We start from the raw sequence: 17,329 nt of genomic DNA, 5'->3' as shown, positions 1-17,329 counted from the left end.
GCAATCAGTCCGACTGCTTATAACTATAAGGTAGTCCGCCAGTTCGCCATCATGACGGTGGTCTGGGGGATCCTTGGCATGGGGCTCGGGGTGTTCATCGCCTCGCAACTGGTTTGGCCGGAATTGAATTTCGGCTTGCCATGGACGACCTTCGGTCGCCTGCGCCCGCTGCACACCAACCTGGTGATTTTCGCCTTCGGCGGATGTGCATTGTTTGCCACCTCCTACTATGTCGTGCAGCGAACCTGCCAGACGCGACTGATCTCCGATGGCCTCGCCGCTTTCACCTTCTGGGGCTGGCAAGCCGTGATTCTCGGCGCCATCATCACCCTGCCCCTGGGCTACACCACCACCAAGGAATACGCCGAGCTGGAATGGCCGATCGCCATTTTGCTGGCCATTGTGTGGGTGACTTACGCCTTGGTGTTCTTCGGCACCATCGTCAAGCGCAAGACCAAGCACATTTACGTGGGCAACTGGTTCTACGGTGCCTTCATCCTGGTGACGGCGATGCTGCACATCGTCAACCACGCTTCGTTGCCCGTGAGCTGGTTCAAGTCCTACTCGGCCTACGCCGGGGCGACGGACGCGATGATCCAGTGGTGGTACGGCCACAACGCCGTGGGCTTCTTCCTCACCACCGGCTTTCTGGGGATGATGTATTACTTCGTGCCGAAACAGGCCGAACGTCCGATCTATTCCTATCGCCTGTCCATCGTGCACTTCTGGGCGCTGATCACCCTGTACATCTGGGCCGGCCCGCACCACCTGCACTACACCGCCTTGCCCGACTGGGCACAGTCGCTGGGCATGGCCATGTCGATCATCCTGCTGGCGCCCAGCTGGGGCGGCATGATCAACGGCATGATGACCCTCTCGGGCGCCTGGCATAAGTTGCGCACCGACCCGATCCTGCGTTTCCTCGTGGTATCGCTGGCGTTTTACGGCATGTCGACCTTCGAAGGCCCGATGATGGCGATCAAGACCGTCAACTCCCTGTCCCACTACACCGACTGGACCATCGGCCACGTGCACGCCGGGGCACTGGGTTGGGTGGCGATGATTTCCATCGGCGCGCTGTACCACATGATCCCGAAACTGTTCGGCCGGGCGCAGATGCACAGCGTCGGCCTGATCAACGCGCACTTCTGGCTGGCCACCATCGGCACCGTGCTCTACATCGCCTCGATGTGGGTCAACGGCATCACTCAGGGCCTGATGTGGCGCGCGATCAACGATGACGGCACCCTCACCTACTCCTTCGTCGAAGCGCTGCAAGCCAGCCATCCGGGCTACATCGTCCGTGCGCTGGGCGGTGCTTTCTTTGCCAGCGGCATGTTCCTCATGGCCTACAACGTCTGGCGCACCGTGCGTGCCTGCGACCCTGAAGAAGCCGAAGCCGCCGCCAAGATCGCCGTCGTGGGAGCCCACTGATGAAGCACGAAGTAGTCGAGAAGAATATCGGCCTGCTGGCCTTCTTCATGGTCATCGCCGTGAGCATCGGCGGCCTGACCCAAATCGTTCCGCTGTTTTTCCAGGACGTGACCAACAAGCCGGTCGAGGGCATGAAGCCGCGCACCGCCCTTGAAGTTGAGGGCCGTGACGTTTACATCGCCAACGGCTGCGTGGGTTGCCACTCGCAGATGATCCGCCCGTTCCGCGCCGAAACCGAACGCTACGGCCACTACTCGGTGGCCGGCGAAAGCGTATGGGACCACCCGTTCCTGTGGGGTTCCAAGCGCACCGGGCCGGACCTGGCTCGCGTCGGCGCGCGCTATTCCGATGACTGGCACCGCGCGCACTTGTACAACCCGCGCAACGTGGTGCCCGAGTCGAAAATGCCGGCGTACCCGTTCCTTGTGGAAAACAAGCTCGACGGCAAGGACACCGCGAAGAAACTCGAAGTCCTGCGCACCTTGGGCGTGCCCTACACCGATGAAGACATCGCCGGTGCCGCGGCTGCCGTGAAAGGCAAGACCGAAATGGACGCATTGGTGGCCTACCTGCAGGGCCTGGGCACCCTCATCAAAAGCAAACGGTGATCTTCATGGATATCGGGATGATTCGAGGCCTGGGCACCGTTGTGGTGATGGTGGCCTTTATCGGCCTGGCGTTGTGGGTGTTCAGCCCCCGCCGCAAGTCGGAGTTTGACGACGCAACCATGCTGCCCTTCGCGGATGATCCCGAAGCCATCAAGCACGTCGAGAGAGCTTCTAGGAGTAATAAAGAATGACTACGTTCTGGAGTCTGTACGTCACAGTCCTCAGTCTGGGTACCATTTTCGCCCTGACCTGGCTGCTGTTGTCGACCCGTCGGGGGCAACGCAGCGAGCAAACGGACGAGACCGTCGGCCACTCGTTCGATGGCATCGAGGAGTACGACAACCCGCTGCCAAAATGGTGGTTCATGCTGTTCGTCGGCACCATCATCTTTGCCCTCGGCTACCTCGCGCTGTACCCAGGCCTGGGCAACTGGAAAGGCTTGCTGCCGGGCTACAACTACCTCGACAACGACAAGCAAACCCCATTTGCCAACGGCAAGTCCGGCTGGACCGGCGTGCACGAGTGGGAAAAGGAAATGGCCCGGTCGGACGCCAGGTTCGGTCCGATCTTCGCCAAGTTCGCCTCGATGCCGATTGAAGACGTCGCCAAAGACCCGCAAGCCCTGAAAATGGGCGGCCGCCTGTTCGCCTCAAACTGCTCGGTGTGCCACGGTTCCGACGCCAAGGGCGCCTACGGCTTTCCCAACCTGACCGACGCCGATTGGCGCTGGGGCGGCGAGCCGGCGACCATCAAGGAAACCATCATGAAAGGCCGCCACGCGGTGATGCCGGCCTGGGCTGAAGTCATTGGTGAGCAAGGCGTGGCTGACGTCTCGGCGTTTGTGGTGACCAACCTCGACGGACGCAAACTGCCGGAAGGTGCCAAGGCTGACGTGGCCAACGGCGCGAAACTCTTCGCCGCCAACTGCGTGGCGTGCCACGGCCCGGCCGGTAAAGGCACCCCGGCAATGGGCGCGCCCGACCTGACCCACCCCGGCGCATTCATCTACGGCTCGAGTTTCGCGCAACTGCAACAGACCATCCGTTACGGCCGCCAGGGCCAGATGCCTGCGCAGGAGCAATTGCAGGGCAACGACAAGGTGCACTTGCTCGCGGCGTATGTGTACAGCCTTTCCCATGGGGACAAGCAGGCTGAAGAACAGGAGTAACCCGCACACACTAAAAGGCCCCGCGCGGCTAAAGCTGACGGGGCTTTTTTTTCGTGTGATGTTAAACAGGCGGGCAGATGACCGCCCGTAGCCTCAAGCTTGCCCACCATTCACGCCAAGTAGTAACGTAACTACATTCAGTCCGACGAAGGGGCCCTCCCCATGACCATCACCACTATTTCCAGCCGCGAATTCAATCAAGACACAAGTGGTGCCAAAAAAGCCGCCCGCCAGGGGCCGGTTTTTATCACCGATCGCGGCAAGCCTGCCCATGTACTGCTAAGCATTGAGGACTACCAAAAACTGACTGGCCTCAATGCCGACATTGTTGACCTGTTGGTGATGCCGGAAACGGCCGGCATCGACTTCGAAACCGAACGCGCCGTGATCACTCATCGACCCGTGGACCTCTCTTGATGTATCTGCTCGACACCAACGTCATCTCGGAACTTCGTAAACCCCAGGCAAACAAGAACGTCATCGCCTGGGCCAAAAGCGTCATCGCTTCGCGCCTGTTTATATCGGCGATTACGGTGAAGGAATTGGAAACAGGCGTGCTGCGCATGGAGCGCCGAGACCCGGCGCAGGGAAAATTATTGCGAACCTGGCTCAAGCGCCACGTGATGCCGGCGTTCGATGCTCGAATACTGCCGGTTGATGCCGCCGTTGCGATGCGCTGCGCCCACCTGCACGTGCCCGACCAGGCCAACGAAAGTGACGCATTGATTGCCGCCACCGCGTTGGTTCATGGGCTCACCGTCGTCACGCGTAACGTCAACGACTTCAAATCCAGCGGTGTCGCGTTAATCAATCCCTGGGACGAATGACCGGCTTGCCCGCGAAAACCGTCCATACTTGCCAAGTCCATTGATCCAGATCACGTAGGTCGCCCCCGTTCACCACTATCGGGGGCGTATCATTAGAACACTGCAATACCCCTATTTTGACCCCGACTGGCACGTACTGGCCGAGGCAAATCTCCACCGCCGTGGGATGCAATGATGAGCGACCAAATACCGGTACACGACGTTACCCCGCCTGCCAAAACCGTCGACCTCTACGCCTCGCGAGAGAAAATCTACACCCGCGCCTTCACCGGCCTGTTCCGCAACTTGCGCATGCTCGGTGGCGCCGGTTTGTTCCTGCTCTACTTCGGCACCGTGTGGCTGAATTGGGGTGGCCACCAAGCCGTCTGGTGGAACCTGCCGGAGCGCAAGTTCTTCATTTTCGGCGCGACCTTCTGGCCCCAGGATTTCATTCTGCTCTCGGGCATTCTTATTGTTGCGGCCTTTGGCCTGTTCTTCATCACGGTGTACGCCGGTCGCGTGTGGTGCGGTTACACCTGCCCGCAAAGTGTGTGGACGTGGATCTTCATGTGGTGCGAAAAAGTCACTGAAGGCGACCGCAACCAACGCATCAAGCTCGACAAGGCGCCGATGGGCGCCAACAAATTCCTGCGCAAACTCAGCAAGCACACGCTGTGGCTGTTGATCGGTTTCGTCACCGGCCTGACCTTCGTCGGCTACTTCTCGCCGATCCGCGAGCTGGTGCTCGATTTCTTCACCGGCCAGGCGGATGGCTGGTCCTATTTCTGGGTCGGCTTTTTCACCCTCGCCACCTACGGCAATGCCGGCTGGCTGCGCGAACAGGTGTGCATCTACATGTGCCCTTACGCGCGCTTTCAGAGCGTGATGTTCGACAAAGACACCTTGATCGTCTCCTACGACCCACGCCGCGGCGAACTGCGTGGCCCGCGTAAAAAAGGTGTCGACTACAAGGCCCAGGGCCTGGGCGATTGCATCGATTGCACGATGTGCGTGCAGGTATGCCCGACCGGTATCGACATCCGCGACGGCCTGCAAATCGAGTGCATTGGCTGCGCGGCGTGCATCGACGCCTGCGACACCATCATGGACAAGATGGAGTACCCGCGCGGCCTGATCAGCTACACCACCGAACACAACTTGTCAGGGCAGAAAACCCATAAATTGCGCCCGCGCCTGATCGGCTACGCGCTGGTATTGCTGGCGATGATGGGCCTGCTGGCCGGCGCATTTTTCATGCGCTCACTGGTGGGTTTCGACGTCAGCAAAGACCGCGTGCTGTACCGTGAAAACGCCGAAGGCCGCATCGAAAACGTCTACAGCCTGAAGATCATGAACAAAGACCAGCGCGACCACACCTACGTGCTCGATGCCGCCGGCCTGCCGGACCTCAAGCTGCAGGGCCGCCGCGAAATCAAAGTGGCCGCCGGGGAAATCTTCAGCATGCCGGTGGAACTGTCCAGCGCGCCGGAGCAATTGCCGTCGAGTACCAACGAGGTCACCTTCATCCTCAAGGACGCCGATGACGCCAGTGTCCACATTGAAGCCAAGAGCCGATTTATCGGGCCCCAGGTTCGTTAAACAGAAAACTCCGTTAACAAGAGAGCTGAACAATGCACGCAGCAACTGCCGCAAGCCCTTGGTACAAGCACCTTTGGCCCTGGATCATCATCGGGATCCTGGCCTGCTCGGTGACCTTGACCTTGTCCATGGTGACCATCGCGGTGAACAACCCCGACAACCTGGTCAACGACAACTACTACGAGGCCGGCAAAGGCATCAACCGCTCGCTTGACCGCGAGTTGCTGGCCCAGACGCTGCAACTGCGCGCCAGGGTGCATCTGGATGAGTTGACCGGTGAAGTCGAAGTTAATCTGACCGGCAACAGCAACCCGACCACCCTGGAGCTGAATCTGATTTCGCCGACCCAGCCGGAGAAGGATCGCAAGATCAACCTGGCCCGCAGCGACAGCGAACCGGGCCGCTACATCGGCCAGGTCACCGACAAGGTCGAAGGCCGACGCTTCGTGGAGTTGCTTGGTGTGGAAGGCGACCGGACCTGGCGCCTGTTCGAAGAGGAACAGGTCAGCCATGACAAGGACTTGCTGCTGGGTGATGAACCGCTGCAGGGCGCCGAAGACCTGAAAAAGTAAACAGCCTGCTCTGCGCGCATCGCGGGCCAGCCCGCTCCCACATTTTTGCAATGCATTCCCTGTGGGAGCCAGGCTTGCCCGCGATGAGGCCCTCCCAGCCACTATAGATTCCAACCCATGACCATCCCCTGCTACCACTGCGCCCTGCCCGTCCCATCCGGCAGTCGCTTCACGGCAGTCATCCTGGGCGAGCGCCGCGAACTCTGCTGCCCGGGGTGCCAGGCGGTGGCCGAAGCGATCGTGGCCGGCGGCCTGGAAACCTATTACCAACACCGCAGCGAAGCCTCGGCCAACCCCGACACGTTGCCCGTGCAGTTGGTCGACGAACTGGCACTGTACGACCGCGCCGACGTGCAAAAACCGTTCGTACGTCACGACGGTGAACTCGCCGAAACCACCCTCTTGATGGAAGGCATCAGCTGCGCCGCCTGTGGCTGGCTGATCGAAAAACACCTGCGCGCGCTGCCTGCCGTGGCCGAGGCACGGTTGAACCTGTCCAACCATCGCCTGCACGTGCAGTGGGCCGACGGGCAATTGCCATTGAGCCAACTGCTCGCCGAGCTGCGCCATATCGGCTATGCCGCCCACCCCTACCAGGCCGATCGCGCCGCCGAGCAACTGGCCGGCGAAAACCGCCTGGCCCTGCGCCAACTGGGCGTGGCCGGTTTGCTGTGGTTCCAGGCGATGATGGCAACCATGGCCACCTGGCCGGAATTCAATATCGACCTGAGCCCGGAACTGCACGTGATCCTGCGCTGGGTCGCGATGTTCCTGACAACACCGATTGTGTTCTACAGCTGCGCGCCGTTTTTCAAAGGCGCCCTGCGCGACCTGCGCACGCGTCACCTGACCATGGATGTTTCCGTGTCGCTGGCGATTGGCGGCGCCTATCTGGCAGGCATCTGGACCGCAATCACCGGCACCGGCGAGCTGTATTTCGACGCCGTCGGCATGTTCGCGCTGTTCCTGCTGGCCGGTCGCTACCTGGAGCGCCGCGCCCGTGAGCGCACGGCGGCGGCCACCGCGCAGTTGGTCAACTTACTGCCCGCCTCGTGCCTGCGCCTCAAAGGTGACGGGCACAGCGAACGGATCCTGCTGAGCGAACTGGCACTGGGTGATCGCGTGCTGGTGCACCCCGGCGCAGTGCTGCCAGCAGATGGCGTGGTGCTTGATGGCCAATCGAGCATCGACGAATCGCTGCTCACCGGTGAATACCTGCCGCAACCTCGGCACATCGGCGACAGCGTCACAGCGGGCACGCTCAACGTCGAAGGCGCGCTCACCGTTAAGGTCCGCGCCTTGGGCCATGACACGCGACTGTCTGCCATCGTGCGCCTGCTGGAGCGCGCCCAGGCCGAGAAACCACGCCTGGCTCAGATCGCCGACCGCGCGGCGCAGGGTTTCCTGTTGTGTTCACTTATCGCGGCGGCGGTGATCGGCCTGGTGTGGTGGGAGCTGGATTCATCGCGGGCGTTCTGGATCGTCCTGGCCATGCTGGTGGCGACCTGCCCGTGCGCGCTGTCCCTGGCCACCCCGACCGCCCTCACCGCCGCCACCGGTTCCCTGCATAAACTCGGGCTGCTGCTAACGCGCGGCCATGTGCTGGAAGGTTTGAACCAGATCGACACGGTGATCTTCGACAAAACCGGCACCCTGACTGAAGGCCGATTGGCGCTCAGAGCGATCCGCTCGCTGGGCGCACTGAACAGCGATGACTGCCTTGGCCTCGCCGCCGCCCTCGAAAACCGCTCCGAGCACCCGATAGCTCGCGCATTCGGGCGCGCGCCCCTGGCCGCTGATGAGGTCCTCAGCTCACCCGGTTTGGGCCTGGAAGGCCGCGTGGGCGAGCGCCTGCTGCGCATCGGCAGGCCTGACTACGTCTGCGCGCTGAGCGGCTGCGCGATTCCCACGCCACCCGACGAAGCCGGGCAATGGCTGCTGCTCGGCGACCGTGACGGCGCCCTCGCCTGGTTCGTACTGGACGACCGCCTGCGCAGCGATGCCAAGGCTTTGCTGGCGGCATGCAAGGCGCGCGGCTGGCGCACGTTGCTGCTGTCGGGCGACACCTCGCCGATGGTCGCCAGCGTAGCTGCCGAATTGGGTATCGACGAAGCCCACGGTGGCCTGCGCCCCGACGACAAGCTGCAGGTGTTGCAACGTTTGCACAAGGAAGGCCGCAAGGTGCTGATGCTTGGCGACGGTGTCAACGATGTGCCCGTACTCGCCGCCGCCGACATCAGCGTGGCCATGGGTTCGGCCACCGACCTGGCGAAAACCAGCGCCGACGCGGTGTTATTGTCCAACCGCCTGGAGGCCCTGGTGCACGCCTTTACCCTGGCGCGACGCACGCGGCGGGTCATCATCGAAAACCTGCTGTGGGCCGGGCTGTACAATGGCCTTATGCTGCCCTTTGCTGCCCTGGGTTGGATCACGCCGATATGGGCGGCGATCGGCATGTCCCTCAGTTCGTTGACCGTGGTGCTCAACGCCCTGCGCCTGACTCGCCTGCCGAGTGCGCAGGCCGCCAGCGCCCCTTTGGTAACCCGCCCGCTGCCGGCCTGAGCCGCGCGGGCATGGAGTACAGATGCCAGCTCTCTACGTGATGATTCCGGCGGCGCTGTTGTTGGTTGGCGTGGCCATCTACATCTTCTTCTGGGCGGTGGACAGCGGCCAGTACGACGACCTCGACGGCCCGGCCCACAGCGTGCTGTTCGACGACCAGGACCCGAACCACTTGGCCGCCGTCGACGAAGCCAACGGCCCCGAGCAACCGCCCAAAGACCCGCCCCATGCTTGAACTGGCGCCACTGCTGATCTCCGCATTGATCCTCGGCCTGCTCGGCGGCGGGCACTGCCTGGGCATGTGCGGCGGGCTGATGGGCGCGTTGACCCTGGCGATTCCCAAGGAGCAACGCAGCCGCAGGTTTCGCTTGCTGCTGGCGTACAACCTGGGGCGCATCCTCAGCTACGCCGCCGCCGGGGTGTTGATTGGCCTGGCGGGCTGGGCGGTGGCCAACAGCCCGGCGGCGATGTTCATGCGCGTGCTCGCCGGCGTGCTGTTGATTTGCATGGGCCTGTACCTGGCGGGTTGGTGGAGCGGCCTCACGCGTATTGAAAGCCTCGGGCGCGGCCTGTGGCGTTACATACAGCCCGTCGCCAACCGTCTGCTGCCGGTGTCCAGCCTGCCGCGCGCCTTGCTGCTGGGCGCGCTGTGGGGCTGGTTGCCGTGCGGGTTGGTCTACAGCACCTTGCTGTGGGCGGCGAGCCAGGGCAATGCGTGGAACAGTGCGCTGTTGATGCTGGCCTTTGGTCTGGGCACCTGGCCTGTGTTGCTGGCAACCGGTTTGGCGGCCGAACGCATCACGGCCATGCTCCGTAAACGCAGCGTGCGGGTGGCCGGTGGATTGCTGGTGATCCTCTTCGGCTTATGGACGTTGCCAGGGCCTCACCAACACTGGCTGATGGGCCATTGAATCCAGCCCTTTCAGGGCCTGACAGTGTGGCAAGCCCGCTCGCCACGGGGTCCTGGGTGCCCATCCTGTCTCTGACTCACTTGAGTTCCAGGGTTGGCCATTAAATTGGCCTGTGGCATAGCGCCGCTCCCCGTTGATGCAAATCAACATGCCAGGTACGGCTCGCCCCTAGACTCGGCCCACTAGCCAATCCGGGGAACGCCCGCATGCTCGACGCCATTCGTTGGGACACTGATCTGATTCACCGCTACGACCTGGCGGGGCCGCGTTATACGTCCTACCCCACCGCCGTACAATTCGACAGCCAGGTCGGCAGCTTCGACCTGCTTCACGCCCTGCGCGAAAGTCGCAAGGCCGTGCGGCCGTTGTCGCTGTACGTGCATGTGCCGTTCTGCGCCAACATTTGTTACTACTGCGCCTGCAACAAGGTCATCACCAAGGACCGTGGCCGCGCCCAGGCTTACCTGCAACGCCTGGAGCAGGAGATTCAGCTGGTGGCCTGCCACCTCGACCCCAAACAGCCGGTGGAGCAATTGCACTTCGGCGGCGGCACCCCAACCTTTCTCAGCCACGACGAGTTGCGCCAGGTGATGACGTGCTTGCGCCAGCACTTCAATTTGCTCGACGATGATTCCGGCGACTATGGCATCGAAATCGACCCGCGCGAAGCCGACTGGGCGACCATGGGCCTGCTGCGTGAACTGGGCTTCAACCGCGTGAGCATTGGCCTGCAAGACCTCGACCCCGACGTGCAACGTGCGGTGAATCGCCTGCAAAGCCTGGAAGAAACCCGTGCGGTGATTGATGCGGCGCGCACCCTGCAATTTCGCTCGATCAATATCGACCTGATCTACGGGCTGCCCAAGCAGTCACCGCTGAATTTTGCGCGCACGGTGGAGGAAGTCATCCAACTGCAACCCGATCGCCTGTCGGTGTTCAACTATGCGCACTTGCCGGAGCGTTTCATGCCCCAGCGGCGCATCAACGGCGATGACCTGCCCACCCCGGCGGCGAAGTTGCTGATGTTGCAAACCACCATTGAACAGTTGACCCGCGCCGGTTACCGCTACATCGGCATGGACCACTTCGCGCTGCCGGATGACGAACTGGCCGTGGCCCAGGAAGACGGTCGGTTGCAGCGTAATTTCCAGGGCTACACCACCCATGGGCATTGCGATTTGATCGGGCTGGGCGTCTCGGCGATCAGCCAGATTGGCGACCTGTACTGCCAGAACAGCAGCGACCTCAATCACTACCAGAACGCCCTCGCAGGCGCGCAACTGGCCACCAGCCGTGGCTTGGTGTGCACCACGGATGATCGATTACGGCGAGAAGTGATTCAGCAGTTGATCTGTAATTTCAGCCTGGCGTTCGAGGGCATCGAGCAGGCTTTTAATATCGACTTTCGTGGGTATTTCGACGACGTATGGCCGCAACTGGAGACGATGGCCGCAGACGGTCTGATCGAACTGGATGCCAAAGGCATTCGCGTGCTGCCGGCCGGGCGCTTGCTGGTGCGTTCGGTGTGCATGGTGTTCGACGCCTACCTGGAGCACCAGAACAGGCAACGTTTTTCCCGAGTGATCTGAGCCTGAATTACTTCGCCAGCAGGCTCATGGCTTCCACATTCGCCGCAGGCGTCTCATCTTTGAGCGACTTGGCCAGTTGCGTCTGAGCCGTCATCAACCCGGCCTGGATCGAAGCGATATCACCCTGCAAACCCGCGACCTTGGCTTGGCGGGCTTCCGGGCTCAAGGCGGTGTCATTCATGGCCGCAGACAACTGAGCCATCTTCTCGGCGAGCTGTTTCCTGAGCTCGCGGATCATTTTCAGCAACTGCTTGATGTTGTCTTTCAAGCCACTGTCGTCGATGTCTTTGTTGGGGTTGCTGCTGCCTTGAGCCGCTTTAAGCGCCGCCCCGGATATCGTTACCACCACCCCTTCACCCGGCGTGGGCGGAGCAGCAGGTTTGTCGTAGACCGTTTTGCCCTCAAGCAAATCGGAGATCTTCAAGACCGGCACAGCCTTCGTGGTAATAACGGGGTTATTAAGAGGGGTTACCGACATGACCTGAGCTCCAGCTCATTAGAGATTTACCTGTGTATCGGCATCGATACACATAGCTTTATACCGTTGGCGGTTTTTTGTACATGCTGGTCTGATACCCCCCGGTGCGTTACCCTTACGTCTTATGTGTGTTTTCCCACAAGGATTTAAGAAATGTCCGAGCCAGTTAAACTGCGCGCTCACAGTCAGGCTCATTGCAAGGATTGCAGCCTGGCCCCCCTCTGCCTGCCACTTTCGCTGAATTTGGAAGACATGGATGCGCTGGACGACATTGTTAAACGCGGCCGCCCGCTGAAAAAAGGCGAGTTTCTGTTTCGCCAGGGCGACAAGTTTGACTCCGTCTATGCAGTGCGTTCGGGAGCGTTGAAGACATTCAGCCTGAGCGACAGCGGCGAAGAACAAATCACCGGTTTCCACCTGCCCAGCGAATTGGTCGGGCTGTCCGGCATGGACACCGAGATTCACCCGGTGTCGGCCCAGGCCCTGGAGACGACGTCGGTGTGCGAAATCCCCTTCGAACGCCTGGACGAATTGTCGCTGCAATTGCCACAACTGCGTCGCCAACTGATGCGTGTGATGAGCCGCGAAATTCGTGACGACCAGCAGATGATGCTGTTGCTGTCGAAGAAAACCGCCGACGAGCGAATTGCCACCTTCCTGGTCAACCTGTCCGCACGTTTCCGTGCACGCGGGTTCTCGGCCAACCAATTCCGCCTGAGCATGTCACGCAACGAAGTCGGCAATTACCTGGGCCTCGCGGTGGAAACCGTGTCCCGTGTATTTACCCGCTTCCAGCAGAACGCGCTGATTGCCGCCGAAGGCAAAGAGGTGCATATCCTCGATCCGATTCAATTGTGTGCATTGGCTGGCGGCACCCTCGACGGCTGATCCAGACGCTTGCGGCCGAGCCAATCGGCGAGGCCGCAGGTATACTTCGAGTCCGCTTTCTACCCCAGGACTCTTCGACGATGACCTTCGATTCGTTCGACATCAAATCCCTGATCCGCCCTGTCATCGACTTCCCCAAGCCTGGGGTGATCTTTCGCGATATCACGCCGCTGTTCCAATCGCCCCGCGCCCTGCGCCTGGTGGCCGACAGCTTTGCCCAGCGCTATGTCGAAGCCGACTTCACCCATATCGGCGCGATGGACGCGCGGGGCTTTCTGATCGGTTCGATCATCGCCTACCAGTTGAACAAGCCGCTGATTCTGTTCCGCAAGCAAGGCAAGCTGCCGGCGGACGTGCTGTCTGAGGGTTATCAGACGGAGTACGGCGAAGCCTTCCTGGAAGTGCATGCCGACAGCCTGTGTGAGGGCGATTCGGTGCTGATGTTTGATGACCTGATCGCCACCGGTGGCACCCTGATTGCTGCGGCGAACCTGGTGCGGCGCATGGGCGCGAGGATTTTTGAAGCAGCGGCGATTATTGACTTGCCGGAACTGGGTGGCTCGCAGCGCTTGCAGGACATGGGGATTCCCACGTTTTGTTTGACGCAGTTTGCGTTGACTGAGCGGTAACAGTTTGAACTGAGGCGTGTGGTGTCTGGGCCGGCCTTATCGCAGGCAAGCCAGCTCCCACATGTTGAATGTGTGAATGCATTCAACATGTGGGAGCTGGCTTGTGTGGGAGCTGGCTTGCCTGCGATGGCATCACCGCAGAGTTAAGGTCAGCGGTGTGTTTAAAGGGCGATCGGCTTGCGGCCCGCGAACGAATGCGCCAGCGTCCCGCCATCGACCAGCTCCAGCTCGCCACCCAGCGGCACGCCATGGGCGATGCGCGAAGTGATCAAGCCTTTGTTGCTCAACAGTTGGGCAATGTAATGCGCCGTCGCCTCGCCTTCCACCGTCGGGTTGGTCGCCAGGATCACCTCAATAAACGTGCCCTGCTCTTCAATGCGCGTCACCAATTGCGGAATGCCGATGGCTTCCGGCCCCAGGCCGTCCAGTGGCGACAAATGCCCCTTGAGCACGAAGTAGCGCCCTCGGTAGCCGGTCTGCTCCACCGCGTACACATCCATCGGCCCTTCCACCACGCACAGCAGCGTGTCGTCGCGGCGCACGTCGGCGCATTGCGGGCACAGGTCTTCTTCGGTGAGGGTGCGGCATTGGCGGCAGTGGCCCACACCGGTCATGGCCTGGCTCAGGGCCTGGGCCAAGCGGGTACCACCGCTGCGATCACGCTCCAGCAGCTGCAAGGCCATGCGCTGGGCGGTTTTCTGGCCCACGCCCGGCAAAGTGCGCAGGGCGTCGATCAGTTGGCGAATCAGGGGGCTGAAGCTCATGGGGAAAGGTCCGACAAAACAACGAGACGCGGTTTATACCCGCGCCCCGGATTAGCGTCAAATGCTCAATCCTGTGCGACGCGCACCACCAACTTGCCGAAGTTGCGCCCCTCCAGCAAACCGATAAAGGCTTCAGGCGCCTGCTCCAGGCCGTCGACCACGTCTTCGCGGAACTTGATCTTGCCGTCCCGCACCCACGGCGCCATGGCGCTGAGGAATTCAGGCTGGCGATCGCCATAGTCGTCAAACACGATGAAACCCTGGATGCGCACGCGCTTGGTCAACAAGGTGCGTTGCAATGCCGGCAAACGGTCCGGGCCGCTGGGCGCTTCGTGGGCGTTGTAACCGGCGATCAGCCCGCACAGCGGAATACGCGCCTTGGCGTTGAGCAATGGCAGCACCGCGTCGAACACCTTGCCGCCGACGTTTTCAAAATAGATATCCACGCCTTTGGCGCACGCCTGGGCCAGTTCGTTGGCGAAGTCATCGCTCTTGTGGTCAACACAGGCATCAAAGCCCAGCTCATCGACGACGTAGCGGCACTTGTCGGCCCCACCGGCGATGCCGACCACGCGCAAGCCCTTGAGCTTGGCCACTTGCCCCACCACCGAGCCCACTGCACCAGAGGCTGCAGCCACCACCAGGGTTTCCCCGGCCTGGGGCTGGCCAATGTCCATCAGGCCCATGTAGGCGGTCATGCCCGGCATGCCCAATACGCCCAAGGCCATCGACGGGCTGGCAAGCCCATTCGGTACCGGGATCAGGTTGCGACCGTCGGAAATGCTGTGGCTCTGCCAGCCGGTAGAACCGACTACCAGGTCGCCCACTTCAAATTTCGGATTACGCGATTGCTCGATACGGCTGACAGCACCGCCGGTCATCACTTCGTCGATTTCCACCGGTGCGGCGTAGGACGGCGCGTCACTCATACGCCCACGCATATAGGGGTCGAGGGACAAATACAGGGTTTTCAACAGCACTTGGCCGTCTGCCAGCTCCGGCAGGTTAACGCGCTCCAGGCGGAAGTTCTCCGGGGTCGGCGCGCCTTGCGGGCGGGAAACCAGGACAATGCGCTGGTTCAGAATCGGTTCTTGAGGCATCAGAGGCTCCTTTAGCGAATTCATCGGTACAGGGTGCAGACCCCGTATGCCGGGCGAGGGTTCGATTGGATCAACACAAACAAAAATGCCAGGCACATGGCCTGGCATTTGAGTCTAGCCCTTGGCTCGACGATCAGAACGGCATCTTCATGCCCGGCGGCAGTTGCATGCCAGCGGTCACGCCAGACATTTTGTCCTGGCTGTTGGCTTCGATCTTGCGCACGGCGTCGTTGACGGCCGCAGCGAACAACGCTTCAAGCATTTCCAGGTCATCTTCACTCGCACCTGGCAGTACGCTTGGGTCGATGCTCACACGCTTGATGTCGTGACGACCGGTCATCACCACGCTGACCATATCGCCCCCGGCTTTACCGGTGACTTCGGCGTTGGCCAGTTCTTCCTGCATCTTGGCCATTTTTTCCTGCATCTGCTGCGCCTGCTTCATCAGGCCGGCCATGCCACCTTTCATCATGGGAATCACCTCAAAAGTACGTGGATCAAGTTAGTAGCCCGGTGTCATGACGCTTGGGGCACCGGGGCGTCGACAGGTTCAATAGTATCGTGACGGACCACCGCACCAAACTGTTGCATCATTTGCTGGATCAGCGGATCGGCGTGGATCGAGTCCTCGGCGTCCTTCTGGCGGTGAATGCGCCGGCGGGTCGCGGCCTGGGCCGGGGTTTCCTGCTCGGGCTTGATCAGTTCGATGGCGATGGTCAGCGTGCGCCCATGGTACTGGTTCAGCGCGTCGTTGAGGCGGCGCTGCTGGGTCGCGTTGAACAGGGCGCTGTGGGCCGGGTCCAGGTGCAGCAGCCAGTGGTCGCCCTCTATGGAGATCAGGGTGCAGTTGGCGGCGATGCTGCCGGTCATGCCGGAAATCGGCAGCTTCGGGAACAACTCCAGCCATTGCAGGGCCAGGCCGGTTGCCGGGGCCGCAGCGGGTTCCGCTTCGGGCTCGGGGGCTGGCTCTGCCGTGTGTTCGCTGGCCAATTCGTCCAGGTAGCTGTAGGCCGAATCCATGTCCGGCTCGATATAGTCTTCGTCCAGCGGCGGCTCGTCGTCCAGATCGATGCCCGGCGTGGCGGCGTCGACTTGGGCAACGGTCGGCTCTGGCACGGGCGCTGCGACCCACTCAGGCGCGGCGGGCACCACACTGTCCGGCGTCGGCGTGGGCATCGGCGTCAAATCGGGCTGCTCGCCGATAGTCTCGAGCACAGGCTCAACAAACGGCTGCAACTCGGCTTCGGCCTCTACGGGGTCATTCCACGGCAAATCGACCACCGGGGCCGGGGCCGGCGCAGGCTCCTCCACCGCTTGCGGCTCGGCCACGGGCGCGGCCAGCACAGGCTCAGGCGCCGGAGCAACCGGTGCAGGCGCAGCCACTACTGGCGCGACAACTGCCGCGCCAGCCACTGGTTTGGCGGAATCAACTGTGGCCTGGCTGATCCCCACTGGCTTTAGCGGCTGTCTCGGCGCATCTGCCGAGTCCGCGGGCCGGAAGGCGAGCATTCGCAGCAGGACCATTTCAAAGCCGCCGCGCGGGTCCGGCGCCAGGGGCAAATCCCGGCGGCCGATCAGGCCCATCTGGTAATAAAACTGCACATCTTCGGCCGGCAACGCCTGAGCCAGGGCCAACACGCGGTCGCGGTCGCCATGCCCGTTGTCGACGCCCTCAGGCAAGGCCTGGGCGATGGCGACGCGGTGCAGCACGTTTAGGATTTCCGAGAGCACGCCGTTCCAGTCCGGGCCTTGCTCCGACAAGTGGCGCACGGCTTCGAGCAACGCCCTGGCGTCGCCTTCGATCAGCGCGTGCAGCACATCGAATACTTGGCCGTGGTCGAGCGTACCGAGCATGGCGCGCACGTCGGCGGCCATGACCTTGCCTTCACCAAAGGCGATGGCCTGGTCGGTAAGGCTCATGGCGTCGCGCATCGAGCCATCGGCGGCGCGGCCGAGCAGCCACAGCGCGTCGTCTTCGAACGGTACATTCTCGACGCCCAGCACGTGGGTCAAATGCTCGACCACGCGCTCGGGGGTCATGTTTTTCAGAGAGAACTGCAGGCACCGCGACAGAATCGTTGCAGGAAGCTTCTGCGGGTCGGTGGTGGCCAGGATGAATTTGACGTAGGGCGGCGGCTCTTCCAGGGTTTTCAACAGGGCGTTGAAGGAATGGCTGGAGAGCATGTGCACTTCGTCGATCAGGTAGACCTTGAAGCGGCCG

Annotated in this window: 19 protein-coding genes; 14 read left to right on the top strand and 5 right to left on the bottom strand. The window is 61.8% G+C overall.

Annotated features, from left to right (window positions below; genetic code table 11):
- The 12 genes from ccoN to hemN form a co-directional block, all read left to right on the top strand.
- On the top strand, positions 1–1,434 hold a 1,434-nt coding region (gene ccoN / locus ACP7A2_RS23295), incomplete at its 5' end, for a cytochrome-c oxidase, cbb3-type subunit I (protein WP_426136131.1).
- The gene (gene ccoO / locus ACP7A2_RS23290) at positions 1,434–2,042 is read left to right on the top strand and encodes a cytochrome-c oxidase, cbb3-type subunit II (RefSeq protein WP_348059948.1); all 609 of its coding nucleotides are present in this window, start codon (positions 1,434–1,436) and stop codon (positions 2,040–2,042) included. The genes ccoN and ccoO, both read left to right, overlap by 1 nt.
- A gap of 5 nt (positions 2,043–2,047) precedes the next feature.
- A complete protein-coding gene (locus tag ACP7A2_RS23285; RefSeq protein ID WP_348059946.1) occupies positions 2,048–2,233 on the top strand; it encodes a cbb3-type cytochrome oxidase subunit 3 in 186 nt (61 codons plus the stop codon).
- Entirely contained in the window at positions 2,230–3,210 is a 981-nt protein-coding gene (ccoP, locus tag ACP7A2_RS23280) for a cytochrome-c oxidase, cbb3-type subunit III (RefSeq protein ID WP_426136130.1), read from the top strand. The genes ACP7A2_RS23285 and ccoP overlap by 4 nt, the downstream gene beginning before the upstream one ends.
- Positions 3,211–3,372: 162 nt before the next feature.
- Positions 3,373–3,627, top strand: coding sequence for a type II toxin-antitoxin system Phd/YefM family antitoxin (locus ACP7A2_RS23275; RefSeq protein WP_426136129.1), 255 nt, complete (start codon positions 3,373–3,375; stop codon positions 3,625–3,627).
- The gene (locus tag ACP7A2_RS23270) at positions 3,627–4,037 is read left to right on the top strand and encodes a type II toxin-antitoxin system VapC family toxin (RefSeq protein ID WP_426136128.1); all 411 of its coding nucleotides are present in this window, start codon (positions 3,627–3,629) and stop codon (positions 4,035–4,037) included. The genes ACP7A2_RS23275 and ACP7A2_RS23270 overlap by 1 nt, the downstream gene beginning before the upstream one ends.
- 174 nt (positions 4,038–4,211) lie before the next feature.
- Entirely contained in the window at positions 4,212–5,615 is a 1,404-nt protein-coding gene (ccoG, locus tag ACP7A2_RS23265; RefSeq protein WP_426136126.1) for a cytochrome c oxidase accessory protein CcoG, read from the top strand.
- Between the two features lie 32 nt (positions 5,616–5,647).
- Positions 5,648–6,187, top strand: a complete 540-nt coding sequence (locus ACP7A2_RS23260) for a FixH family protein (RefSeq protein WP_426136125.1) — start codon at positions 5,648–5,650, stop codon at positions 6,185–6,187.
- A gap of 117 nt (positions 6,188–6,304) precedes the next feature.
- The gene (locus tag ACP7A2_RS23255) at positions 6,305–8,749 is read left to right on the top strand and encodes a heavy metal translocating P-type ATPase (RefSeq protein ID WP_426136124.1); all 2,445 of its coding nucleotides are present in this window, start codon (positions 6,305–6,307) and stop codon (positions 8,747–8,749) included.
- A gap of 22 nt (positions 8,750–8,771) precedes the next feature.
- Positions 8,772–8,984 carry a cbb3-type cytochrome oxidase assembly protein CcoS gene (gene ccoS / locus ACP7A2_RS23250; RefSeq protein WP_017735332.1) on the top strand — a complete coding sequence of 71 codons (213 nt, stop codon included), beginning with the start codon at positions 8,772–8,774 and terminating at the stop codon, positions 8,982–8,984.
- Positions 8,977–9,660, top strand: coding sequence for a sulfite exporter TauE/SafE family protein (locus ACP7A2_RS23245; protein ID WP_426136123.1), 684 nt, complete (start codon positions 8,977–8,979; stop codon positions 9,658–9,660). The genes ccoS and ACP7A2_RS23245 overlap by 8 nt, the downstream gene beginning before the upstream one ends.
- A gap of 206 nt (positions 9,661–9,866) precedes the next feature.
- Positions 9,867–11,249, top strand: coding sequence for an oxygen-independent coproporphyrinogen III oxidase (gene hemN, locus ACP7A2_RS23240; RefSeq protein ID WP_348059933.1), 1,383 nt, complete (start codon positions 9,867–9,869; stop codon positions 11,247–11,249).
- 7 nt (positions 11,250–11,256) lie between these two features.
- Here hemN and ACP7A2_RS23235 read toward each other — a convergent pair whose 3' ends face one another.
- The gene (locus tag ACP7A2_RS23235) at positions 11,257–11,727 is read right to left on the bottom strand and encodes a hypothetical protein (RefSeq protein ID WP_426136122.1); all 471 of its coding nucleotides are present in this window, start codon (positions 11,725–11,727) and stop codon (positions 11,257–11,259) included.
- 153 nt (positions 11,728–11,880) lie between these two features.
- Between ACP7A2_RS23235 and fnr the strand changes: the two genes are divergently transcribed.
- Together fnr and ACP7A2_RS23225 are read left to right on the top strand one after the other, a co-directional pair.
- Positions 11,881–12,615, top strand: coding sequence for a fumarate/nitrate reduction transcriptional regulator Fnr (fnr, locus tag ACP7A2_RS23230; RefSeq protein ID WP_426136121.1), 735 nt, complete (start codon positions 11,881–11,883; stop codon positions 12,613–12,615).
- Positions 12,616–12,695: 80 nt separating this feature from the next.
- On the top strand, positions 12,696–13,244 hold the full coding sequence (locus ACP7A2_RS23225; RefSeq protein WP_426136120.1) for an adenine phosphoribosyltransferase: 549 nt from the start codon (positions 12,696–12,698) through the stop codon (positions 13,242–13,244).
- Positions 13,245–13,405: 161 nt separating this feature from the next.
- On the opposite strand, the gene recR is transcribed toward ACP7A2_RS23225, so the two are convergent.
- From recR to ACP7A2_RS23205, 4 genes are all read right to left on the bottom strand, one after another.
- Positions 13,406–14,008: a recombination mediator RecR gene (gene recR, locus ACP7A2_RS23220; RefSeq protein WP_348059925.1), complete on the bottom strand. Its 603-nt coding sequence runs from the start codon at positions 14,006–14,008 to the stop codon at positions 13,406–13,408.
- 65 nt (positions 14,009–14,073) lie between these two features.
- A complete protein-coding gene (locus tag ACP7A2_RS23215) occupies positions 14,074–15,108 on the bottom strand; it encodes an NADP-dependent oxidoreductase (RefSeq protein WP_426136119.1) in 1,035 nt (344 codons plus the stop codon).
- A gap of 133 nt (positions 15,109–15,241) precedes the next feature.
- The gene (locus tag ACP7A2_RS23210) at positions 15,242–15,580 is read right to left on the bottom strand and encodes a YbaB/EbfC family nucleoid-associated protein (RefSeq protein WP_078738519.1); all 339 of its coding nucleotides are present in this window, start codon (positions 15,578–15,580) and stop codon (positions 15,242–15,244) included.
- Positions 15,581–15,624: 44 nt separating this feature from the next.
- Positions 15,625–17,329 (bottom strand): DNA polymerase III subunit gamma/tau C-terminal domain-containing protein (locus ACP7A2_RS23205; protein WP_426136118.1); only part of this gene is annotated, 1,705 nt, incomplete at its 5' end.

The sequence above is a fragment of the Pseudomonas sp. PWP3-1b2 genome (assembly GCF_049896045.1).
GTDB lineage: Bacteria > Pseudomonadota > Gammaproteobacteria > Pseudomonadales > Pseudomonadaceae > Aquipseudomonas > Aquipseudomonas antarctica_B.
This window is presented reverse-complemented; position numbering and strand designations above follow the sequence as displayed.

Bases quoted from the DNA above. Each gene is read 5' to 3' on its own strand.
- ccoO (WP_348059948.1), top strand. From the start codon at position 1,434: ATGAAGCACGAAGTAGTCGAGAAGAATATCGGCCTGCTGGCCTTCTTC.
- ACP7A2_RS23285 (WP_348059946.1), top strand. From the start codon at position 2,048: ATGGATATCGGGATGATTCGAGGCCTGGGCACCGTTGTGGTGATGGTG.
- ccoP (WP_426136130.1), top strand. From the start codon at position 2,230: ATGACTACGTTCTGGAGTCTGTACGTCACAGTCCTCAGTCTGGGTACC.
- ACP7A2_RS23275 (WP_426136129.1), top strand. From the start codon at position 3,373: ATGACCATCACCACTATTTCCAGCCGCGAATTCAATCAAGACACAAGT.
- ACP7A2_RS23270 (WP_426136128.1), top strand. From the start codon at position 3,627: ATGTATCTGCTCGACACCAACGTCATCTCGGAACTTCGTAAACCCCAG.
- ccoG (WP_426136126.1), top strand. From the start codon at position 4,212: ATGAGCGACCAAATACCGGTACACGACGTTACCCCGCCTGCCAAAACC.
- ACP7A2_RS23260 (WP_426136125.1), top strand. From the start codon at position 5,648: ATGCACGCAGCAACTGCCGCAAGCCCTTGGTACAAGCACCTTTGGCCC.
- ACP7A2_RS23255 (WP_426136124.1), top strand. From the start codon at position 6,305: ATGACCATCCCCTGCTACCACTGCGCCCTGCCCGTCCCATCCGGCAGT.
- ccoS (WP_017735332.1), top strand. From the start codon at position 8,772: ATGCCAGCTCTCTACGTGATGATTCCGGCGGCGCTGTTGTTGGTTGGC.
- ACP7A2_RS23245 (WP_426136123.1), top strand. From the start codon at position 8,977: ATGCTTGAACTGGCGCCACTGCTGATCTCCGCATTGATCCTCGGCCTG.
- hemN (WP_348059933.1), top strand. From the start codon at position 9,867: ATGCTCGACGCCATTCGTTGGGACACTGATCTGATTCACCGCTACGAC.
- ACP7A2_RS23235 (WP_426136122.1), bottom strand. From the start codon at position 11,727: ATGTCGGTAACCCCTCTTAATAACCCCGTTATTACCACGAAGGCTGTG.
- fnr (WP_426136121.1), top strand. From the start codon at position 11,881: ATGTCCGAGCCAGTTAAACTGCGCGCTCACAGTCAGGCTCATTGCAAG.
- ACP7A2_RS23225 (WP_426136120.1), top strand. From the start codon at position 12,696: ATGACCTTCGATTCGTTCGACATCAAATCCCTGATCCGCCCTGTCATC.
- recR (WP_348059925.1), bottom strand. From the start codon at position 14,008: ATGAGCTTCAGCCCCCTGATTCGCCAACTGATCGACGCCCTGCGCACT.
- ACP7A2_RS23215 (WP_426136119.1), bottom strand. From the start codon at position 15,108: ATGCCTCAAGAACCGATTCTGAACCAGCGCATTGTCCTGGTTTCCCGC.
- ACP7A2_RS23210 (WP_078738519.1), bottom strand. From the start codon at position 15,580: ATGATGAAAGGTGGCATGGCCGGCCTGATGAAGCAGGCGCAGCAGATG.